Consider the following 18,921-nt stretch of genomic DNA (forward strand, 5'->3'; position numbering starts at 1 on the left):
CCTGACGCCGCGCGACGTGAGGGCCTACTGAGTAACCGTCTTCACCGGCACGCCGCTGGTAAGCGTTGCGTTGGCGTCGAGGCCGTTGAGCAGGCGGAACATATCCGCGTCGTAGCCTTCGAAGGGCATCGCGTCCGCCAGCGACTGCACCGTATCGCCATCCGCCACCGTCACCACCTTGATCTGTAGCGGCTTTATTGCCGCCGCTTGCTCCGCCGTCAGGGTGTGAAAGCTATACGCGGTCTGTTTGAACGCCATGTCATACTGCTCGGTCACCGCCGGCGGTGTCATGAACAGGAAACGATAAATGTGATCGGGAGCGGTGCGGATCGCCACCAGGCGCACATCCATGCGTCCCTGCTGCTTCCCCGAAACCTGGGCAACACCGGATGCTGCCTCCATGTCCCGGATGCGGAAGCTCTCCACCGACCGCAAGCTGATCTTCGCCCNCCAGACCTGCTTCAGATACTCTTCCATCGAGCCGGCGCGAGCGGTTGCGGTCGGTGACGCCCCGTCGAAGGCGATGACTGCCTGATGCGGCCCGATCGCCTGCACCTGATCTTCCGAATTGCGCAAGATGAAGCCGGGCGGCACCTGAAAGCCGATCCGAAGCAGCGGGTGGACGAAATTGCGGCCGTTGCGAATGCCCTGCGCCGGCGTATCACCGTAGATCATGCCGTCGATTTCGCCGAGGTAAGTCGCCTGGTCGGTGCGGTTGGCGGTTGGCGGCGCGCTGGCAGCCAGCGTCTTCGCCTGTTGCAGCCGATCCGCCGTCCGCGGATGCGAGGCCATGATGTCGAAGCGGTCGGCGGCTCCCGGGTCACCCACCATCGCCGCCTGCAACCGCGCATCGCCATCGAGCTTGCGAAAGAAACTGACCAGCGCCTGCGGGTCGTAGCCGGCGCGCGTCATATAGCGCAGCGCAAGCCGGTCCGCCTCCAACTCCTGGTCGCGCGAGTAATCCTGCAGGTAGGCCTGCGCTCCGTAGCCTGCGAGATTGGCCGCCACCGGCGGTACACCGAAAAACAGGCCGAGGACGCTGAGCGCAGAGACGCCGAGGTTGGTCGCCACCGACTGACTGTACTGCTGCGCAGGGTGTCGGGCGACCACATGCCCAAGTTCGTGCGCGAGGACGCCCGCCATCTCCGCCTCGTTGCTGGCCAGCGCCAGCAGGCCGCGCGTCACATGGACATAGCCACCCGGTAGGGCGAAGGCGTTGATCGTCTCGTCATCGAGGACCGTGAATGTATAGCTGGCGTTCGGCGCTTCCGTCTGCCGGGCCAGGGACTGGCCGACCCGATCAACGTAGGCGTTCAAGTCCTTATAGGTGTACGTGCCGCCAAATTGCTGCACTAGCTTTGGNNGATGCTGCTCGGTGCCGACCCGCTTTTCCTCCTCGGGCGACATGAACGCGGTAAAGCTCGAGCCGCCGGTCGCCGGATTGGACGTACACGCTGCGATCGGACCGACGGCGATGATAAGGCAAAGAAGAGCGGTGAGGTGGCGCATAATCACCCCAATTAGAGCGCTCATGCCGGGCGCGCAAGATCTGCGCCGGCAACACGATGATGTCTGCGTTACGCTCCCTCTGCCGGCCCGCTGACCCCCGCCTCGGCAAAGGTTGCCATGCCCAGATGACAGCACACCGCCGCCTTGACCACAGCAACCGCAAGGACAGCACCACTTGCCTCGCCCAGCCGCATGCCGAAATCAAGCAGTGGCGCCATCTGCAGACACTGCAGCAGCAGCGTATGCCCGGGTTCTGCCGACCGATGCCCCACCTGGCAATGATCGAGGGCACCCGGTGCCTGGACGGCCAGAACCGCCGCCGCCGCTGTCGCCGCGTAGCCATCGAGGATGACCGGCACTCGGCGTAGGCGCGCACCCACCACGGCGCCGGCAATCGCCGCCAACTCACGCCCGCCTAGACGGCGCAACAGATCGAGCGCATCCGTTGCCGCCGGTCGGTGCAGCGCCACCGCCCGGCCGACAACCGCAGCCTTCATCGCTAGTCTTTCGGCATCAACGCCGGTGCCCGGACCGGCCCATGCCTGCGGCAGACCGTGGAACAGGCCGTGGGCAAGCGCCGCGGCAGCGGTGGAATTGCCGATTCCCATCTCGCCAAGGCAGAGCAGGTCCAGATCACGATCGGCCGCAAGGAAGCCGACGTTGAGCGCTGCGAGCAGTTCATCCTCGCGCATCGCCGGCGCCACAGTGAAATCAGCGGTGGGCTGCTCCGGCTGCAGCGGAATGACGTCAAGATCGACGCCCTGCGCCCGGCACAGCTGATTGATCGCCGCCCAGCCCTGTCGGAAGCTGGCGATCATCTCGTGGGTGACCGCGGGTGGATAGGCCGACACCCCTTGAGCGGCGACGCCGTGGCTGCCGGCGAACACCAGGGCGCCGATGCGATCGGCGGCCGGCGGCGAGCGACCCTGCCATGCTGCCAGCCAGGCACTGAGTTCCTCAAGCCGGCCAAGGGCGCCCGGCGGCTTGAGCAATGCCGCTTCGCGCGCCTGCACTGCGGTTATTGCCGCAGTGTCCGGACCGGGAAGGCTTGCGAGAAGGCTATGAAACGCCTGAAGTGAAGGCATGGGCGTCAGGGATGTCATCCTTTGTTCCTCTTTGTGCGTTGCGCGTTTGCTTTCGCCAAGGTTTCTCCTATAACCGCCAACAATGACGAAAGTCGCCTATCGCCTGGGAAGACGTGAGTGACCATGTACATGAAGCCTGCGGAGCTCGTCAGCCCGCCGTCAGTGATCGAGCGCCTTTGGCGGGATCTCTGCGTCGCCCTCGGCTTCCTGACGGTTTTGCCACTCACCTCGCTGGCGCAGGTGCAACCGTCCCTGGATGACGAAGACAACGCGACGATGAGACTGTCACATCCTTATCGGCCGCATCCGCCGTCGGACAGGGATTTCTCGCGTCGGCCAGCGCCTTGTTTCCGCTGGTGGGTATCGGCGTCGGCACGGCGGCAGCGCTGGCGCTGCTGGCGTCCTTCCACATTGGTCTGCATCCACTTGCGTGCGCCCTCCTCGCCCTGACCACCTCGATCATCCTCACCGGAGGGCTGCATGAGGATGGCCTAGCCGACTTCTTCGACGGCATCGGCGGCGGCCGTACGCTGGAGCGTCGGCTGGAGATCATGCACGACAGTCATCTCGGCAGTTTCGGTGCGTTGGCGTTGGTCTTCGGCGTCGGTCTTCGCGCCTCGATTCTTACCGGCGTATATTCCCCCGATACCGCCGCGCTCGTGGTCATCGCCGGCGCCACCCTGTCGCGCGCCGTCCTGCCGGGCCTGATGCGCTGGCTGCCGCCCGCCCGAGCCGACGGCCTTGCCGCCGCTGCCGGCAGACCGGAGCCGGCACACATCGCCGTTGCCACTCTGATCGCCATCGTCACCGCGCTCGCCACTCTCGGCTTCTGGGCGGCAATGAGTGCCATTGCCGCGGCGATCCTGGCGGCAGTCATCGTCGGCATCGTCGCTCGTCGCATGATCGGCGGCCAGACGGGAGACGTCCTCGGCGCCGCCCAGGTGATCGTCGAAATCGCCGTCCTCGCCACCGCGGCGGCGACCGTCGGCGGCAACGGGTAGCGCCTCGGTGACCGCGGCAACCACCACTTGGTGGTGGGTTCGCCACGCGCCGGTGCCGGGTCGTCCCGGTGTCATCTACGGTCAGATGGACGTTGACTGCGATACCGCCGATACCGGCTCACTGCAGGCGCTCGCCCATGCCTTGCCCGCGGATGCGTGCTGGCTGACCACACCGCTGAAGCGCACTCAGCAGACGTATGCCGCCATCGCCGCTGTTGCGTCAATGCCGCCACCCGTTCCCGAAATCGATGCCGGCCTGGTTGAACAAACTTCGGCGCCTGGCAGGGACTCGACTGGTCAGCGATGCAAGCGCGCGACCCTGCCGGCTACGCCGCTTTCTGGACCGACCCGACACGAAATGCCGCACCTGGCGGTGAGAGCTTCGCTCAGGTGATGCAGCGGGTAGCGGCGGCGATCGACCAGCGCTCGCACGCGCAGCCAGCGCGGACGATCGTTGCCATCGCCCACGGTGGCAGCATCCGCGCCGCGGTCGCGCACGCGCTTGGGCTCACGCCGGAAGCGGCGATGGCCATCGTCATCGACAACCTCTCGATCACCCGCCTGACCCTGCTGCCGGAAGCGCTCCTTCAGCGCAAGGGCGGTCAATGGCGGGTGGAGATGGTCAACGCACCCTGCCGCTGGATTCCCCCTGCCGGTTCGTGCTAACGACTAGCTATCGTGTTGGAACAGGGAAGCTGGTGCGCGCGACCTCGCGCCAATCCGGCGCTGCCCCCGCAACTGTGAGTGGTGAGACCGCGGTCGATGATCCCTTGGCGCTGAGGCGCCGGGACTACCACTGGCGCTGAGGCGCCGGGAAGGTGGCCGCGGTCGATGATCCCGAGCCAGGAGACCTCGCCCGCACGCTGTACGGCCAACGTCCTCGGGTGGAGGAGACGCGTTTCGTGTTGGATGCAAGTATTTCGCAGCTACCGGCGGTCACCCTCGTCCTCGGCGGTGCCCGTTCGGGCAAGAGCGCCTATGCCGAGGCGCTGATCGGTCATGCGGTCGAAGCCATCTATCTCGCCACGGCCACAGCTGACGACGACGAAATGCGCGAGCGCGTTCGTCTGCACCAGTCCCGCCGCGGCAGCGCTTGGACAACGATCGAGGAACCGCTCGATCTGGCATCGACCCTCGTCCGCGCCACCGCATCCGGCCGGCCGGTGCTGGTGGACTGTCTGACGCTCTGGCTCAGCAACCTGATGGGCGAAGATCGCGCCGTCGAAGCGGAGACGGAGCAATTGATCGCCACCCTGCCCCGCCTCGCCGCTCCCGTCGTCTTCGTCGCCAATGAAGTGGGCCTCGGCATCGTCCCGGCAACACCGCTCGGCCGCGCCTTCCGCGATGCTGCCGGTCGCCTCAACCAGGCCGTTGCCCGCGCCGCCGACCGGGTGGTGTTCGTCGCTGCCGGGCTGCCCCTCGTGCTCAAGGAGCTCCGCGCATGAAGATCCCCGCCACCGTCATCACCGGCTTTCTTGGTGCCGGCAAGACGACGCTGATCCGCCACCTGATGAGCCGGGCCAAGGGGGCCCGCATCGCCATCCTGATCAACGAGTTCGGCGATCGTGGCGTTGATCGCGAGATGCTGCTGGGCTGCGGTATCGACGGCTGCAGCGACGACAATATCGTCGAACTTGCCAACGGCTGCATCTGCTGCACCGTCGCCGACGAGTTCGTACCGACGATGGAAAAGCTGCTCGCCCGCGAGCCGCTACCCGACCACATCATCATCGAGACATCCGGTCTGGCGCTGCCGAAGCCGCTGGTCCAGGCCTTCAACTGGCCGGAGATCCGCACCCGGCTGACCGTCGATGGGGTGATCGCGCTGATCGATGCGCCGGCGCTGGCCGATGGCCGCTTCGCCGACGATCCCGAGCGGCTGCAGGCGCAACGCGCCGCCGATCCGGCGCTGGCTCATCCTTCCCCTCTGGTCGAACTATTCGAGGACCAACTGGCGTGTGCCGACCTCGTGGTGCTCAACAAGTCGGATCTGGTGGATTCTCCGACTCTGGCCAGCTTGCAGGATGATCTCGCCAGCCGCGTCGGCAACGGCACCAAGGTGATTGCCACCCGCCAGGGGGCACTCGACCCGCGCGTTGCCCTCGGCCTCGCCGCCGCCGCCGAGGCGTCGATCGAGCACCGTCACTGTCATCACGACGAGGACGGCGAAGACGACCACGATCACGACGAGTTTGCCAGTTTTGTTGCCACCTTTGGCGCGGTCGGCGATCCTGCCGAGGTGGAGCAACGCATCCGCATCGTCGCTCCTGCCCACGATGTGCTGCGGGTCAAGGGCTTCCTCCATGTCACCGACAAGGCACGACGGCACGTGGTGCAGGCGGTCGGTGGCCGGATCGACCGCTACTACGATCGCGCCTGGACCACAGGCGAAGAGCGGCGCAGCGAACTGGTGGTGATCGGCAAGAAGGGCCTCGATTGCGAAGCCGTCACCGCCGTGTTGACCGCCTGACCTGACCCGACTGATCCCCCGGCACCTCCATGCACCTCCTCGCCGCCATCCCCGGTGCCGTTCCCGACGGCGTTGCCGTTGATCTGGACCAGCCACCGGGCGACATCGTCGTCCTCTCTGCGGCCGACAGTGAGCTTGCCTGCCTTGCCGCCGCGCGCGGCAACCTGGGTGACAGCTTCCCGTCGGTCCGCCTCGCCAGCCTGCTGCAGCTCAACCATCCCATGTCGGTGGATCTGCACATCGAAAAGACGCTCGCTGCGGCCAAGCTGATCGTCATCCGCCTGCTGGGCGGCCGCGGTTACTGGGCCTACGGCGTCGACGAGGTTGTGCGGCTCGGCAGCGAGCGCGGCATCGCCATAGCCTTGCTGCCGGGGGACGACCAGCCCGATGCCGAACTCGCCCGACTGTCGTCGGTGGACGCCGCCGCCTGGCACCGGCTGTGGCAATATCTGGTGCACGGCGGCGTCGGCAACGCCGGCGATTTTCTCCGTTATGCGGCAACGCTGATCGGCGGCACGGCAACTTGGCAGGAACCGCGGCGGCTGCTGCGGGCGGGACTTTACTGGCCGGGGATGGCGACGCCCGGTTTGGCACAGCTCCGCGTCGCCTGGGGGCCGAANCGACCGGTGGCGGCGCTGCTGTTCTATCGGGCACTGGTGCAGGCGGGCAACCTTGCGGCAATCGATGCTCTGATCAACGCTCTCGATCGCGTCGGCTTGAACGCATTGCCGGTCTTCGTCGCCAGCCTGAAGGACCCGGTGGCCGCCGCCACGGTGGCGACCGCCTTTGCCGACGCCCCACCGGCGGTCATTCTCAATACCACCGGCTTTGCGCTGTCGGTGCCGGGCGAGGCGATGGTCGCCGGACCACTCGCCGGAACCGATTGCCCGGTGCTGCAGGTCATCTTCGCCGGTAGCGATGCCGCCAGCTGGCGCGACGGTACGCATGGGCTCACCGCCCGCGACATCGCCATGAACGTGGCGCTACCGGAGGTGGACGGCCGCATCGTCTCTCGCGCCGTCTCCTTTAAAGACGCCGCTGTCCGCGATCCGCTCACCTGCTGTCCGGTGACCGTCTATCGCCCGGAGCCGGACCGTATCGCCTTCGTTGCCGACCTTGCCGCCCACTGGGTGCGGCTACGCCAGACACCGGCCGCCGAACGGCGGGTCGCCCTGGTGCTGGCCAACTACCCCAACCGCGATGGCCGCCTCGGCAACGGTGTCGGCCTCGATACCCCGGCGAGCGTGGTCACCATTCTCGAGACCCTCGCCGCTGCCGGCTATCGGGTAGAGGACACTCCCGGCGATGGCAACGCCCTGATCGCCCGTTTGGCTGAAGGGCCCACCAATGACCTCAAGGCGCTGCCGACGCGCATCGAGCGGGAGTGGGTCTCCTTTGCCGATTACTCGCTGTTCTATTCCACCCTGCCGGCTGCGCTGCGGCAACGCATCGAAGCCCAATGGGGCTCCGCCGAAAAAGACCCCAACTTTCGCCCCGGTCGCCTCGACTGCGGCCGCATCCTCGTTGCCGCCTTCTGCTGCGGCAACGTCGCTATCGGTCTGCAGCCAGCGCGCGGTTACCACATCGATCCGACGTCGAGCTACCACAGTCCCGACCTGCCGCCGCCGCACGCTTATCTCGCCTTCTATCTCTGGCTGCGGCAGACATTCAGGGCGCAGGCAATCGTCCACGTTGGCAAGCACGGCAACCTCGAATGGCTGCCCGGTAAGGCGTTGGCCCTATCGGCCGACTGTTTCCCCGAAGCCGCGCTCGGTCCCCTGCCCCACCTCTACCCCTTCATTGTCAATGATCCAGGCGAAGGCACCCAGGCGAAGCGCCGGGCGCAGGCGGTCATCATCGATCACCTGACGCCACCTCTGACTCGCGCCGAAAGCTACGGCCCGCTGGCCGACCTTGAGCGGCTGGTGGACGAATACTACGAAGCCGCCGGCGTCGATCCCCGCCGCCTCAAGATGCTGGGAGATGAGATCCTGTCGCTCTGCCGGGTCGGCGGCTTCGACGTCGATTGTGGCATCGCCGTCGATGACGGTCGCGAGGACGCACTCACCAAGCTCGATCGCTATCTGTGCGAACTGAAGGAACTGCAGATCCGCGATGGTCTGCACGTATTCGGCCATGCACCGACCGGAGTGCAGTTGCGCGACCTGCTGCTGGCACTGGTGCGGACGCCACGGGGAAGTGCCGCCGGCGAGGCCTCACTGCTGCGGACGCTGGCAAAGGATCTTGCCCTCGACGTCGACCCGCTCACCGCCGATCCGGCGATGCCTTGGAAGGGACCACGGCCGCCGGTGCTGGCGGAAGGACCACCCTGGCGCACCACCGGCGATACCGTCGAGCGGCTGGAGGGTCTGGCTGCGGCTCTGGTCGGCGGCGAACAGCTGCCGGCACCGGCATGGACGGCGACCGCAGCCGTGCTTAGGTCGATCGAGGATCGGCTTCGCCCCGCCGTCACCGCCTGTGGTGAGTGCGAACGAGCGGCGCTGCTGACCGGCCTCGATGGCCGGTTTGTCGCGCCGGGGCCATCCGGTGCCCCGACCCGCGGCCGGCCGGACGTCCTGCCCACCGGGCGTAACTTCTACTCTGTTGACACCCGCACCGTTCCGACGCCAGCGGCGTGGACACTTGGCTGGAAGTCGGCGGCACTGTTGCTCGAGCGCTATGCCCAGGACCATGGCGACTGGCCGCAACACCTTGCCGTCACCGCCTGGGGAACCAGCAATATGCGCACCGGCGGCGACGACATTGCCCAGGCCTTGGCGCTTATCGGNCTGCCGCCCACCTGGGACGAAGCGTCGCGGCGGGTCACCGGCTTCGAGGTGCTGCCAGCGGGCGTCCTCGGCCGGCCGCGCGTCGATGTCACCTTGCGCATTTCTGGCTTCTTTCGCGACGCTTTCCCCAACCTGATCGATCTGTTCGATGCGGCGGTGCGCGCCGTCGCCGATCTTGACGAGCCGCCGGCCGACAACCCCCTCGCCGCCCGGGTGGGCGCGGAACGACGGCGGCTGGCCGGAGACGGCATAGACGAGGCCGAAGCCGAACGGCTGGCCGGCGCGCGGGTGTTCGGCTCCAAGCCGGGCGCCTACGGGGCCGGTTTGCAGGCGCTGATCGACGAGCGCGGCTGGCAAACCGACGCCGATCTCGCCCGCGCCTATGTCGCCTGGGGCGGCTATGCCTACGGCGGCCGGCTCGCCGGGCAAGCGGCGCATGCCACCTTCGAAAGCCGGCTCAAGGACATCGAACTGGTGGTGCAGAACCAGGACAATCGCGAACACGACCTGCTCGACTCCGACGACTACTACCAGTTCGAAGGCGGAATGACGGCGGCAGTGCGAGTCCTTTCCGGCACACAGCCGGTGGTCTTCCACGCCGACCATGCGCGACCCGAGCAACCGGTGATCCGCACCCTTGAAGAAGAGGTTGCCCGCATCGTCCGCGCCCGGGTGGTCAACCCGAAGTGGATCAACGGCGTCATGCGCCATGGCTACAAGGGCGCCTTCGAGATGGCCGCAACGGTGGATTACCTGTTCGCCTTTGCCGCCACTGCCCATTGCGTCAAGGATCACCACTTCGATGCGGTCTATCGTGCCTACATCGATGACGATGCGGTGCGCGATTTCCTCGCCGCCAACAATCCCGCGGCGCTGATGGAGATGAGCGAGCGGTTGCTCGAAGCCCAGACGCGCGACCTGTGGCGGCCGAGCAGTAACGGCGCCGCCGGCGTACTGCAGCAACTGGCAAAGGGTGTGGTTGCGCCATCCGTCTGAGCCTGCGGTTTGGCCTGGAGATGCATCGAGGCAAGAGGCGCCCACGCACAGGCACTGCAGACATCTGCAGCACAGTGCTCGATCTCTGATCGGCTCCCCACCATCTCTACAGGACAACAATCGTCGGCAGGCGCCGCATCGCTAAGGAGCCGCGTCGATCGCGCGACTAGGGCTTAGCGTCGGCTACGGATCAACAGGGATGCAAGGAGAGCTCTGATGGTGCATGCGTCAACGGCCGGACAGTTCGCCGACAAGACCGTGGTGATCACCGGCGGCACAACCGGTATCGGCTTCGCTACCGCCCAACGCTTCCTGGCCGAGGGCGCCAACGTGCTCATCACCGGACAAAGCGATGCGCGCGTCGAGGCGGCGGTGCAGGAACTCGCCAACGGTGTCGTCGGCTTCCGTGCCGATGTGCGGTCGCTGCACGACCTCGATTTGCTGGCGACCTCCACCAAGGAAACGTTCGGCAGCGTCGACGTGCTGTTTGCCAACGCCGGCGTCGGCACCTTCCCNACGACGATTGATTGCGTCGATGAGGCCGATTTCGATTTTCAATTTGATATCAATGTTAAGGGACTGTTCTTCACCGTTCAGAAGCTGCTCCCGCTAATGGGAGCCGGCGGCAGCATCATCCTCAACTGCTCCGCCGTGCACAGCAAGGGACTGGCTACGGCGAGCGTTTACGCCGCAACCAAAGCCGCCGTCCGCTCGCTCTGCCGCAGTCTAGCTATGGAACTGGGACCGCAGGGGATCAGAGTCAACACCGTCAGTCCGGGACTGATCCCGACCGCTTTTCAGGCGAAGATGGGGATGACGCCCGAGGCGTTCAGCGGCTTCGAGGGCTTCGTCAAACAAGCGGCGCCGCTGGGCCGCGTCGGCACGGCCGAGGAGATTGCCGCAGCCGTCCTCTATCTTGCCGGCAGCGAGTCGAGCTACGTCACCGCCGCCGACCTCCTGGTGGACGGCGGCTACATGAGCGTCTGAGCCCAGCACCACCGCTTGCGAACACGATCAGCGAGCGCATTCATCTGTGCCGTCGCGTACTGACGAATGCCTCGCTCGAAGCGAGGAAACGGTTCAGCTGACATCGCGGCTGGTGGGCCGCTCATTCGTTGCGGTCGCGTTTACGCAGTTCGATCTCCCAATTCGCTAGACCGTTGGCCAGCACCGGGATCATTTCCGCCGTCAACCACACCAACAGGATCAAGACATTCAGCTCTGCCAACATTTCCATTCACCAATCCCCGTCGAGCCGCTGCTACGGCGTCGGATTGCATGCCCGCGTCTCACGTTGAGTTCCATGGCCGCCGACACACTTCCGATGCGCGCCCGCTGACTATGCGGAAAGAAGGGTTGCGTTTTGGTAAGCAGCCCCTCCAATCGTGGCACTGCAGCGACGGTGTTGATCGCACCTGACCGGCAAATCCTGCCGGTGGTGGTGGCGAGTCTTGCCCACCACTCCCGCCCTCTTCGATTTTTAACCTTTACAATTCAGCAAGTTAGCTCCGGTCGCGGCTGGCACGGAACTGGCACTGTCATGCCCGAGGCAGCGATCCGAGAGACAAGGCGATCTGAGAGACAGGGCAATCCGCATGGGCAAAGCACAGATGATCGGCAAGGCAGCGATGGCAGAGGAGAACGAGCGCCGCCTCACCCTGGTGATCTTCGCCCAGCGGCGGGTGATGGCGGCCATCTCCGAGGCGGTGATCAGCGCCAGTAGCGGCGCGGTAACCTACGGCAGGATCGGCGGAATGAACCGCGGCTGCAGCGGTGCCGCGCCGATGGCAGTGTCGCTCAACGGTGCGTTCTGACGGCGCGTCAGCTTGAATAGTCGTTGGTGCAGATGGCGTCGGCACGGCGCGCCATCTCGGCGCCGTAGTCGGTCCAGATGCCCTGGCCCCAGTAGCGGTAGCAGCTCGTTTCGGCCGAAAGCAGGTGGTACAACGCGTTGCGGTAGCGCGTCTCGTCAGTCTTCAGGTTAGGCCGCTTCAGCACCCGCTCGTAGAAGTCGGAACTGGCCTTGTCCATCGGCGCGAGTACGTTCTCGTAGCCCTGCACCCAGGAGATGTTGTTGGTCCAGCTGCCGCCATCCATGTTGAAGCGGCCATCCTCCTTCTTGCACGTCTCGATCACCGTGGCGAGCTTCTGCGGCCCGTCGCCCGGCTGCATCTTGTCCCAGATCCGCTTCTGGAAGATCGGCTGCACCACCGGCAGATCGGCCGGGGTAATCCCGGCGGCGAACAGGTGTTCGAGGTATTCGGTACCGTTCATCAGCGGCGTTTGCGAGTGCGAAGCCTCGCGCACGCAGTCCATGAACTTGCCCGGGAACTCGTTCATCATCACCCCACCGTTCTCGCCGTCGGCGATCTGGCTCACCAGCGGCGGCACGCTCTTGCCCGCCAACTGCCAGCGATCAAGGCTCTTCGCCTCGTAGTAGGGCTGCATCTGCGCCACCAACTTGGTGTCGGAGCCCTGCGTCTTGATCAGAGCGATGATTTCCGCCGTCTCGCCGGTCGAGCTGTGGACGACGAGGCGGTGCGGCAGGTGCTTCTGCTCCGGCCCATGGCCGTTCTCCGGCTGCTCCACCGTGTGCTCCTGCACCAGCATCCAGGTGAAGCCGCAGTCCACCAGCGTCTTGATGTAGGCGTAGGCAACGTCCGGATGGTTCGGCATCGCCATCTCTGACGGCGAGAACCCGCGGATCCGCTCCATCGCTTCCATGCCGAAGATGGCGGCGAAATGGTGCTGGAAGGCGCGGACGTGCAGGCGGAAGTCCTGGATCGGCGTCGATGGTGCCACCGCATGCCCCCAGGGGCAGCCGAGCCATTCAACGCAACGACGGTAGTCGGGGTTCATGGTGACCCCCTTCAGCGCATCGATGACGTGGTGTTCGCCCATATCGCGCAGTCCGTGCAGCAGGGTGCCCGAGTATTCGAGCATCACCCGGGGCTCCTTGCCTTCGTGCACCAGTTGCGGGACGAACTCGCCGATTCGCTTGTAGCACCAGACGAAAGGACCGGCGTTGTAGTTGTCGCCGATGCCCTGGTTGTCCATCATGTACTTGAGATTGCTGATGATCCGTGCGGTGCGAAGATCGCCGCCACCGGCCGGAATCAGCGGCTGATGCATATGCAGCGCAATGGTCGCCGCCGATTTGATCGACGCAAAATCGATCCGACTTTCCGGGCGAAAGACCTCACGATCCGCCGCTGCGGCGATTGCCGCGGCGATGTCCTCTTCGTGACCCGCCAGATTGGGAAGGCCGTCGACGTATTCCGGGAGTGCAATCATCGGGCGTTAGTCCCTGCATGGCGACTGACTTAATCAAAACGTGATTGACGAGGCGGATGAGTCGCTTTCTCCGCCCCCAATTTTGCCGACATAGAAGCAAGCCGGCAGTCTGCCATCAAGGAGATAAACGGCGATGCGCCCAGATCGCCATCCGGCGCTAGCGGGGCGCCAGCGAAACAGGGGAACCGCGCAGCCGGTCCGCCAGTGCCTGGCAAAACCGGCTGCGCGGGGCAAGAACAGCCCTATCCCCTACTGAACAACGACGAACTCGATCCGCCGGTTCTTGAATCGCCCGTCCGGCGTATCGTTGCTGGCCACTGGATGCGTGTCACCAAAGCCGTGGGTGACAATCATCGCCTCCGGCACGCCATTCTCGATCAGGATCGCCCGTACCGACTGGGCACGCTGTTCGGACAACAGCTGATTCGCCGCCGGATCGCCAGTGGAGTCGGTGTGGCCATCGATCTCGATCACCGTCGTCGGCGGCGCCGCCTTGATCGACGCAGCGATCTTCTCAAGCAGAGCCCGACCATCGGTAGCCACCGTCGCGCTGTCGGTCTCGAAGTTGATAATTGCCAGATTGAGCGCTTTCACCAGGTCGGCACCGGTGAAGCCAGCCTTCAATTGTCCCAGCGCCGCCAATGTTGCGTCACGCGCGCTGGCGATCGCCGCCATTGCCCGGTCCCCCAGGGAGCCGAAGATAAAATCCTCACCGAANNAAATTGCCCGCAGGCGGCCCTGCAATCCCGTGATCTGCCCGTCCGGCAGCCCACCGAGGAAGACTCCCTTGCCGTCGAACACCGCTTCGACGCCCGGGATCTTCAATTCGTGCAGTGCCGCCTTCAGCTTGTCGAACCACACCGCCGGGGCGAAATTCGGATCGACGGAGATGAGGCCGGAGATGTTACCCTCGCCGAACACCTCCTTCAGCGTCGCCACGATCGAATCCCGCGTCGCTTCACTGTTCACCGTTCCGCCGTAGCGGATTTGGTTGTTGGCGTTGGTGATCGACAGCTTTGCCGGAAGCTGCGCCACTGGCGACGGCGTCACGGTCGATGTCCCGGCCGTGGTCACCTTGCCGGTTGGCGTGTACCAACTGAAGTAACCGGCGATCCCGAGCAGCGCGAGCAGCCCGACGATCCACCACAGCTTATTGGAACTACCTTTTGCCGCCACCGCCGTCGCCGGCTCGGCGGTGAGCATGGCGCGCGCTTCGGCCGGCAACGCTGCCGGTACCTCGCCCTTCGGCGTCAGCAAATCCACAAGGCGGGGAATGAGAAAAGCCACCGGCGCCGCCAACGCCGACGCACTCAGGCCGATGCGGCGGCCGATCTGTTCGAGAAAGCCCGTACCGAGCACACGGTCCAATTGGCCCGGCTGCAGCGGCAGGTTCTCTCCTGTGCCGAGCCACGAAGTGACCAGGCCCCCGAGACCCGCCGCCTTGAAGCGATCGAGAAAGCCGCCGAGGCCGCCCGGCGACTCTGTAATGATCCGCAGGGTTTCACGGATCAGCGGTGCTGCCCGGCCCTCCAGGTTGAACCGCTTGCCGAGTTCGGCAATCAGCGCGTCGAACAACGCCATCTCTCTGCCTCCTCCAACGATCGACTATCTGAATGTCGGGAACGCCTGGTATCGCCGGCGTTCCAAGGTTGGCCCGTTCCGTGCTTTTTTTCTTTTTCGCTACTTTTGCGCGCACATAGGAAGACGCTTTTAGCCTTGCCGTCCGCCCATGTCAAAAGACGGATGATGCAAAGAGAACAAATTCTTTCGGTCATCGCCCTAGTATCGGCATCTGCGCGGATTTGGGATCGCTGCCCTTGCCTGCGGCGCCTCTCCCAATCTAAGCTTGGCGTGTGCAAGGTAAGGTGGCGAAATGGGCGAAGCGGGGGCGCCAGCACACGAGCGGGAGATCGATGTCTTCGTCAGTCGGGCGGGAGCGGATGCCGAGTTCGCCGCGCTGAGCGCCGCCGGCAATCCCACCTTTCGCTGGCTCAACGCCTGCTTGGCAACCTCAAGCCAGCCTGCGCGGCACCTTCCACGCCATCGCCTAAGCGAAGTGTCCTGCGTAATCAGGTGACGACTTTTTCGGGCCGTTTTTCACCTGTTCCATTTAATTTCACGGCCCTCCGGTTGTTGCCGGTAGTCGCCAGGCGCAGTGGGCAGCCGACGAGACGGACGTCACGCTTCAGGGGTTGGGCGACGCCGGTGCTGGGGCGGCTATGGCCGCGGCGCTACCGTTGTAGCCGGCTGATCGCTGTCGGTGGCGAAGCCAGCGGCGAGCTCTGCCGCCCGGACCAAGGCGCGTGCCTTGTTGACACACTCCTGGTACTCGAACGCCGGATCGCTATCGGCGACGACACCACCTCCGGCCTGAGCATAAAGCACGCCGTCCTTGATCACCGCCGTGCGCAGGGCAATGCAGGTGTCCAGTTCACCGTTGGCGCCCAGATAGCCGATACAGCCGCCGTAGATGCCGCGACGCTCCGGTTCGAGGTCGTCGATGACCTCCATCGCCCGCACCTTCGGTGCTCCGGAGACGGTTCCGGCGGGAAAGCCGGCAAACAGCGCATCGAGGGCATCGTAGCGCGGGTCCAGGTCGCCTTCCACATTGGAGACGATATGCATGACGTGCGAATAGCGCTCGATGATCATCTTCTCAGTCACCCGCACGGTCCCGAGCTGAGCGACGCGGCCCACGTCGTTACGGCCAAGGTCGAGCAGCATCAGATGCTCTGCCAGTTCCTTCGGATCGGCGATCAGGTCTTCCGCCAACCGACGATCCTCTTCGGGGGTAAGGCCGCGCGGCCGGGTACCGGCAATCGGCCGGATAGTCACCTTGCCGGCACGCACCCGAACCATGATTTCCGGACTCGAACCGACAACGCAGAAGCCAGCGAAGCGCAGGAAGAACAGAAAGGGAGAGGGGTTCAGACGTCGCAGCGCGCGATAGAAGGCAAACGCGTCGCCTGGCACCGGCATGCGGAAACGCTGCGAAGGCACCACCTGGAAGATGTCGCCGGCGAAGATGAGTTCCTTGGCGGCGGCGACAGCCCGATAATAGTCGTCCCTGGCAAAGTTGGATTGCGGCGAAAGCGTCGGCGTCGCCGGCAAGTCAATCGTCCGCCGGCCCGGCACCTGTCCTTCGAGGCGAGCGGCAACAGCGTTGAGGCGACCGGTCGCCTTTGCAAAGGCCGCATCTGCCGATGTCGCCTGCTCTGCCCAAACGGGCGTAACGATGATGATCTTGTCTTCCACGTTGTCGAAGACGGCGATCACCGTCGGCCGGAGAAACATCGCGTCAGGGACCGCGAGCACGTCAGGCTTCGTCGTCGGCAGGTTTTCGATCAGGCGGACAACTTCATATCCCAGGTAACCGAACAACCCCGCCGCCATCGGCGGCAGTTGCTGCGGCAAATCGATGCGCGAGGCGCGGAAAAGTGCCCGCAGCGACTGGATAGCGCCCGCACGTTCGCCGATCGGACAAGGATTATAGGCGTCCGCATCGATTGACGGTGACCAATTGATCTCGGCACGGTTGCCGAAGCAGCGCCAGACCACGTCCGGGTCAATGCCGATAAAGGAGTACCGGCCGCGGACAGCACCGCCCTCCACCGACTCCAGCAGGAAGCAGTTCACACCATCGCCAGCGATCTTCAGCATCGCCGAAACAGGTGTTTCAAGATCGGCAACCAGTTCCGCCCACACCACCTGCGGACGTCCAGCCGTGAGCGCCGCATCAAAGTCGGGCCGGTCAGGAAAAAAGCGCATGGTCAGGGCGCCTGATTATTGATCTCGTCGAGAACCGCTTGATTGATCCGAACCGGATGTCGAGCGCGCAGCGCTTCGAGGTATTGTGCCACCACGTCATCACGCAGTTGATCGAGGCCCTTGCTGCGCTCTTCATCGAGAACTGCCGCTGAGGCATCTCCGCTCGTGGCCGCGTTCCGCCGTGAAACGACGACGTAAATGGCCTCGTCGCTGGGAATCGACAACACGTGACCGGCCGGTGCCTCCATCGCCTGCCGGATCACCGGCACCGGCAACGTATCGGCAGGTGGAGTGCCCAGACGGCTGAAGGGCCCGGCTTTTGCCGGCTTCAGGCCAAAACTGGCGGCGGCATCGGCAAGACTGCCACTGCCGCTGCGATCGACAAGCTGTTGCGCCATCTCGCGCGCCTTTTGCATCCTTTGATCGCGCAGCCAAGCCGCCTGAACGGCATCGCGCACATCGGCGAAGGGCCGCAGCACCGATGGCTGCACGTCATCAACCCGGATCAGGAACAAGGTTTCCCGGTCTGCCTCGACGAGCGAACTCGGGATCCCCTTCGGGGAGCTGAAGACCGTCTGCACCAGCTTCGGCGGCAGCCCCCNCAGCATCTTGCCGTCGGCATCGTTGCCGAGCGAGTCGATCGCATCCAGGGTGCGCGGCTTCAATCCCAGTTCTTCCGCTGCCGCCTCCAGCGACTTACCGCGGCCGACTGCCTCTTCCAGCCGGTTGCCCAGATCGATCATCTGGTCGTTGGCCTTTTCCTCGGCCAGTTGCCGCGAAAGCTGCTCGGAGACCTCAGCCAAGGGGGCGGTGGTCCCCGGCTCAATCGTGACAACCTCGATCAGATGCCAGCCGAGGGAACTTTTGACCGGGTCGCCAGCGACCCCGCGGCGCGCCCGAANAACGGCGGCGCGCAGTTCCTCCGGCAGGCCGCTGCCACTGATCGGCCCCAGCGTCGCCAGTGCGGGTGACCCTGCCTCGGGCGATTTGGCGACCTCATCCCAATTGTGACCCGCCTTCAGTCGTTCTGCCGCCCAACGCGCCTTTGCCTCGTCGGCGAACAGCATCTGGCGGAAGGTGCGCCGTTCGGGCCGCACGAACTCGTTGATCCGCTCGTCGTAGGCCGTCTTGAGGTCTGCCGGGTCGATCTTGACCTCTTTAGCCAGATCGGCTGCAGCGATGATGATCGCCGTCGCCTTGCGAAACTCCGGTCGCCGATAATCCTCGCCGTGCGCCTCATAAAACGCCTGCAGTGCAGCATCATCAGCCGCTGCGTCAACCTTCATCGCCTCGAACTTCACCACCACGTAGTCCAGGTCGCGTTGTTCGGCGAAGTAGGACTCCAGCGTATGCACAAGTGCCTGCGGCAACACCACACCGGCTTCGACGGAAGTGACCAGGGCACGGGCCGATACTTCGGTACGCAGGTCGTTGAAGAACCCTGCCTGGGTTCGCCCAGNCCGTTGGATGAAGGCCTGCAACGCAGCGTTGTCGAACTCCCCGGTAGCAGTGCGAAAACGCCGGTCGGCCAGCAACGTCTGGCGCAGAACATCGTCGCCGGTGCGAATACCGAGCGCGTCTGCTTCTGCCTGCACCAGCGCCCGGCTGACCAACTGGTTCAGCACCGAGCGGGAGATGCCAAGCGAGCGGATCGCTGCCGCGTCCAGGCTTTCGCCAAAGGACTGCTGCAGCTGGCGCACGGTCGCACGCATTTCATTATCGAATTCCGTTCGGCCAATCTCCCGTTCACCCACCTTCGCAACCCAGCCGCCGGACGAGTGCGGACGGAACACGTCGGCGACGCCCCAGATAACAAAGCTGAGCATCAGCAGGGCGAACAGGATCTTGACGACGATTGAGTCGGCGTACTTACGAATGTCAGCGAGCATGATCTCGGAGAAAATGCGGGTTACGCTGGATCGGCGCGCCATTAATCTCAGTGGCGACCCTGGCAGCAGGATGAGCGCCGACGATGTTCTACTCGTGTAGCATGCCGCTTGGAAACCGCC

14 protein-coding genes, 1 pseudogene and 1 riboswitch are annotated in these 18,921 nt (G+C 64.9%); of the genes and pseudogenes, 8 read left to right on the forward strand and 7 right to left on the reverse strand.

The window, feature by feature from the left end; translation table 11 throughout:
- Positions 1-24: 24 nt before the first annotated feature.
- Together HQ394_RS01500 and cobT are read right to left on the reverse strand one after the other, a co-directional pair.
- Positions 25-1,533, reverse strand: coding sequence for a M48 family metalloprotease (locus tag HQ394_RS01500; protein WP_190261725.1), 1,509 nt, complete (start codon positions 1,531-1,533; stop codon positions 25-27).
- A gap of 44 nt (positions 1,534-1,577) precedes the next feature.
- Positions 1,578-2,612 (reverse strand): nicotinate-nucleotide--dimethylbenzimidazole phosphoribosyltransferase, encoded by a 1,035-nt coding sequence (cobT, locus tag HQ394_RS01505; protein WP_190261726.1) that lies wholly within the window; start codon positions 2,610-2,612, stop codon positions 1,578-1,580.
- A gap of 323 nt (positions 2,613-2,935) precedes the next feature.
- Between cobT and HQ394_RS01510 the strand changes: the two are divergent.
- The 7 genes and pseudogenes from HQ394_RS01510 to HQ394_RS01540 all read left to right on the forward strand — a co-directional run.
- Positions 2,936-3,595, forward strand: a pseudogene (locus HQ394_RS01510) (adenosylcobinamide-GDP ribazoletransferase); the annotation flags it as partial.
- A 7-nt stretch (positions 3,596-3,602) separates the two neighbouring features.
- The gene (locus HQ394_RS01515; RefSeq protein ID WP_190263429.1) at positions 3,603-3,989 is read left to right on the forward strand and encodes a histidine phosphatase family protein; all 387 of its coding nucleotides are present in this window, start codon (positions 3,603-3,605) and stop codon (positions 3,987-3,989) included.
- A complete protein-coding gene (locus HQ394_RS01520) occupies positions 3,899-4,261 on the forward strand; it encodes a histidine phosphatase family protein (protein ID WP_190261728.1) in 363 nt (120 codons plus the stop codon). Before HQ394_RS01515 ends, HQ394_RS01520 begins: the two co-directional genes overlap by 91 nt.
- Positions 4,260-4,448, forward strand: a riboswitch (cobalamin riboswitch). (Overlaps the previous gene by 2 nt.)
- Entirely contained in the window at positions 4,414-5,040 is a 627-nt protein-coding gene (gene cobU / locus HQ394_RS01525; protein WP_456151471.1) for a bifunctional adenosylcobinamide kinase/adenosylcobinamide-phosphate guanylyltransferase, read from the forward strand. It overlaps the preceding riboswitch by 35 nt.
- Positions 5,037-6,065, forward strand: coding sequence for a cobalamin biosynthesis protein CobW (cobW, locus tag HQ394_RS01530; protein ID WP_190261729.1), 1,029 nt, complete (start codon positions 5,037-5,039; stop codon positions 6,063-6,065). Before cobU ends, cobW begins: the two co-directional genes overlap by 4 nt.
- Before the next feature lie 29 nt (positions 6,066-6,094).
- Positions 6,095-9,850 carry a cobaltochelatase subunit CobN gene (cobN, locus tag HQ394_RS01535; protein WP_190261730.1) on the forward strand — a complete coding sequence of 1,252 codons (3,756 nt, stop codon included), beginning with the start codon at positions 6,095-6,097 and terminating at the stop codon, positions 9,848-9,850.
- Positions 9,851-10,066: 216 nt separating this feature from the next.
- Entirely contained in the window at positions 10,067-10,837 is a 771-nt protein-coding gene (locus HQ394_RS01540) for an SDR family oxidoreductase (protein WP_190261731.1), read from the forward strand.
- 121 nt (positions 10,838-10,958) lie between these two features.
- On the opposite strand, the gene HQ394_RS20345 is transcribed toward HQ394_RS01540, so the two are convergent.
- The gene (locus HQ394_RS20345; protein ID WP_263053759.1) at positions 10,959-11,087 is read right to left on the reverse strand and encodes a hypothetical protein; all 129 of its coding nucleotides are present in this window, start codon (positions 11,085-11,087) and stop codon (positions 10,959-10,961) included.
- A gap of 358 nt (positions 11,088-11,445) precedes the next feature.
- Here HQ394_RS20345 and HQ394_RS01545 point away from each other — a divergent pair, with 358 nt between their 5' ends.
- A complete protein-coding gene (locus HQ394_RS01545) occupies positions 11,446-11,664 on the forward strand; it encodes a hypothetical protein (RefSeq protein ID WP_190261732.1) in 219 nt (72 codons plus the stop codon).
- Between the two features lie 7 nt (positions 11,665-11,671).
- Here HQ394_RS01545 and HQ394_RS01550 read toward each other — a convergent pair whose 3' ends face one another.
- The 4 genes from HQ394_RS01550 to HQ394_RS01570 form a co-directional block, all read right to left on the reverse strand.
- Positions 11,672-13,144 (reverse strand): polysaccharide deacetylase family protein, encoded by a 1,473-nt coding sequence (locus HQ394_RS01550; protein ID WP_190261733.1) that lies wholly within the window; start codon positions 13,142-13,144, stop codon positions 11,672-11,674.
- A 249-nt stretch (positions 13,145-13,393) separates the two neighbouring features.
- A complete protein-coding gene (locus HQ394_RS01555) occupies positions 13,394-14,725 on the reverse strand; it encodes an OmpA family protein (RefSeq protein ID WP_190261734.1) in 1,332 nt (443 codons plus the stop codon).
- A 636-nt stretch (positions 14,726-15,361) separates the two neighbouring features.
- A complete protein-coding gene (gene trpE / locus HQ394_RS01565; protein ID WP_190261736.1) occupies positions 15,362-16,912 on the reverse strand; it encodes an anthranilate synthase component I in 1,551 nt (516 codons plus the stop codon).
- A gap of 2 nt (positions 16,913-16,914) precedes the next feature.
- Positions 16,915-18,843, reverse strand: a complete 1,929-nt coding sequence (locus HQ394_RS01570; RefSeq protein ID WP_190261737.1) for a SurA N-terminal domain-containing protein — start codon at positions 18,841-18,843, stop codon at positions 16,915-16,917.
- Positions 18,844-18,921: the final 78 nt, after the last annotated feature.

It is taken from the genome of Defluviicoccus vanus (assembly GCF_014672695.1).
GTDB classification, from domain to species: domain Bacteria; phylum Pseudomonadota; class Alphaproteobacteria; order Rhodospirillales; family Defluviicoccaceae; genus Defluviicoccus; species Defluviicoccus vanus.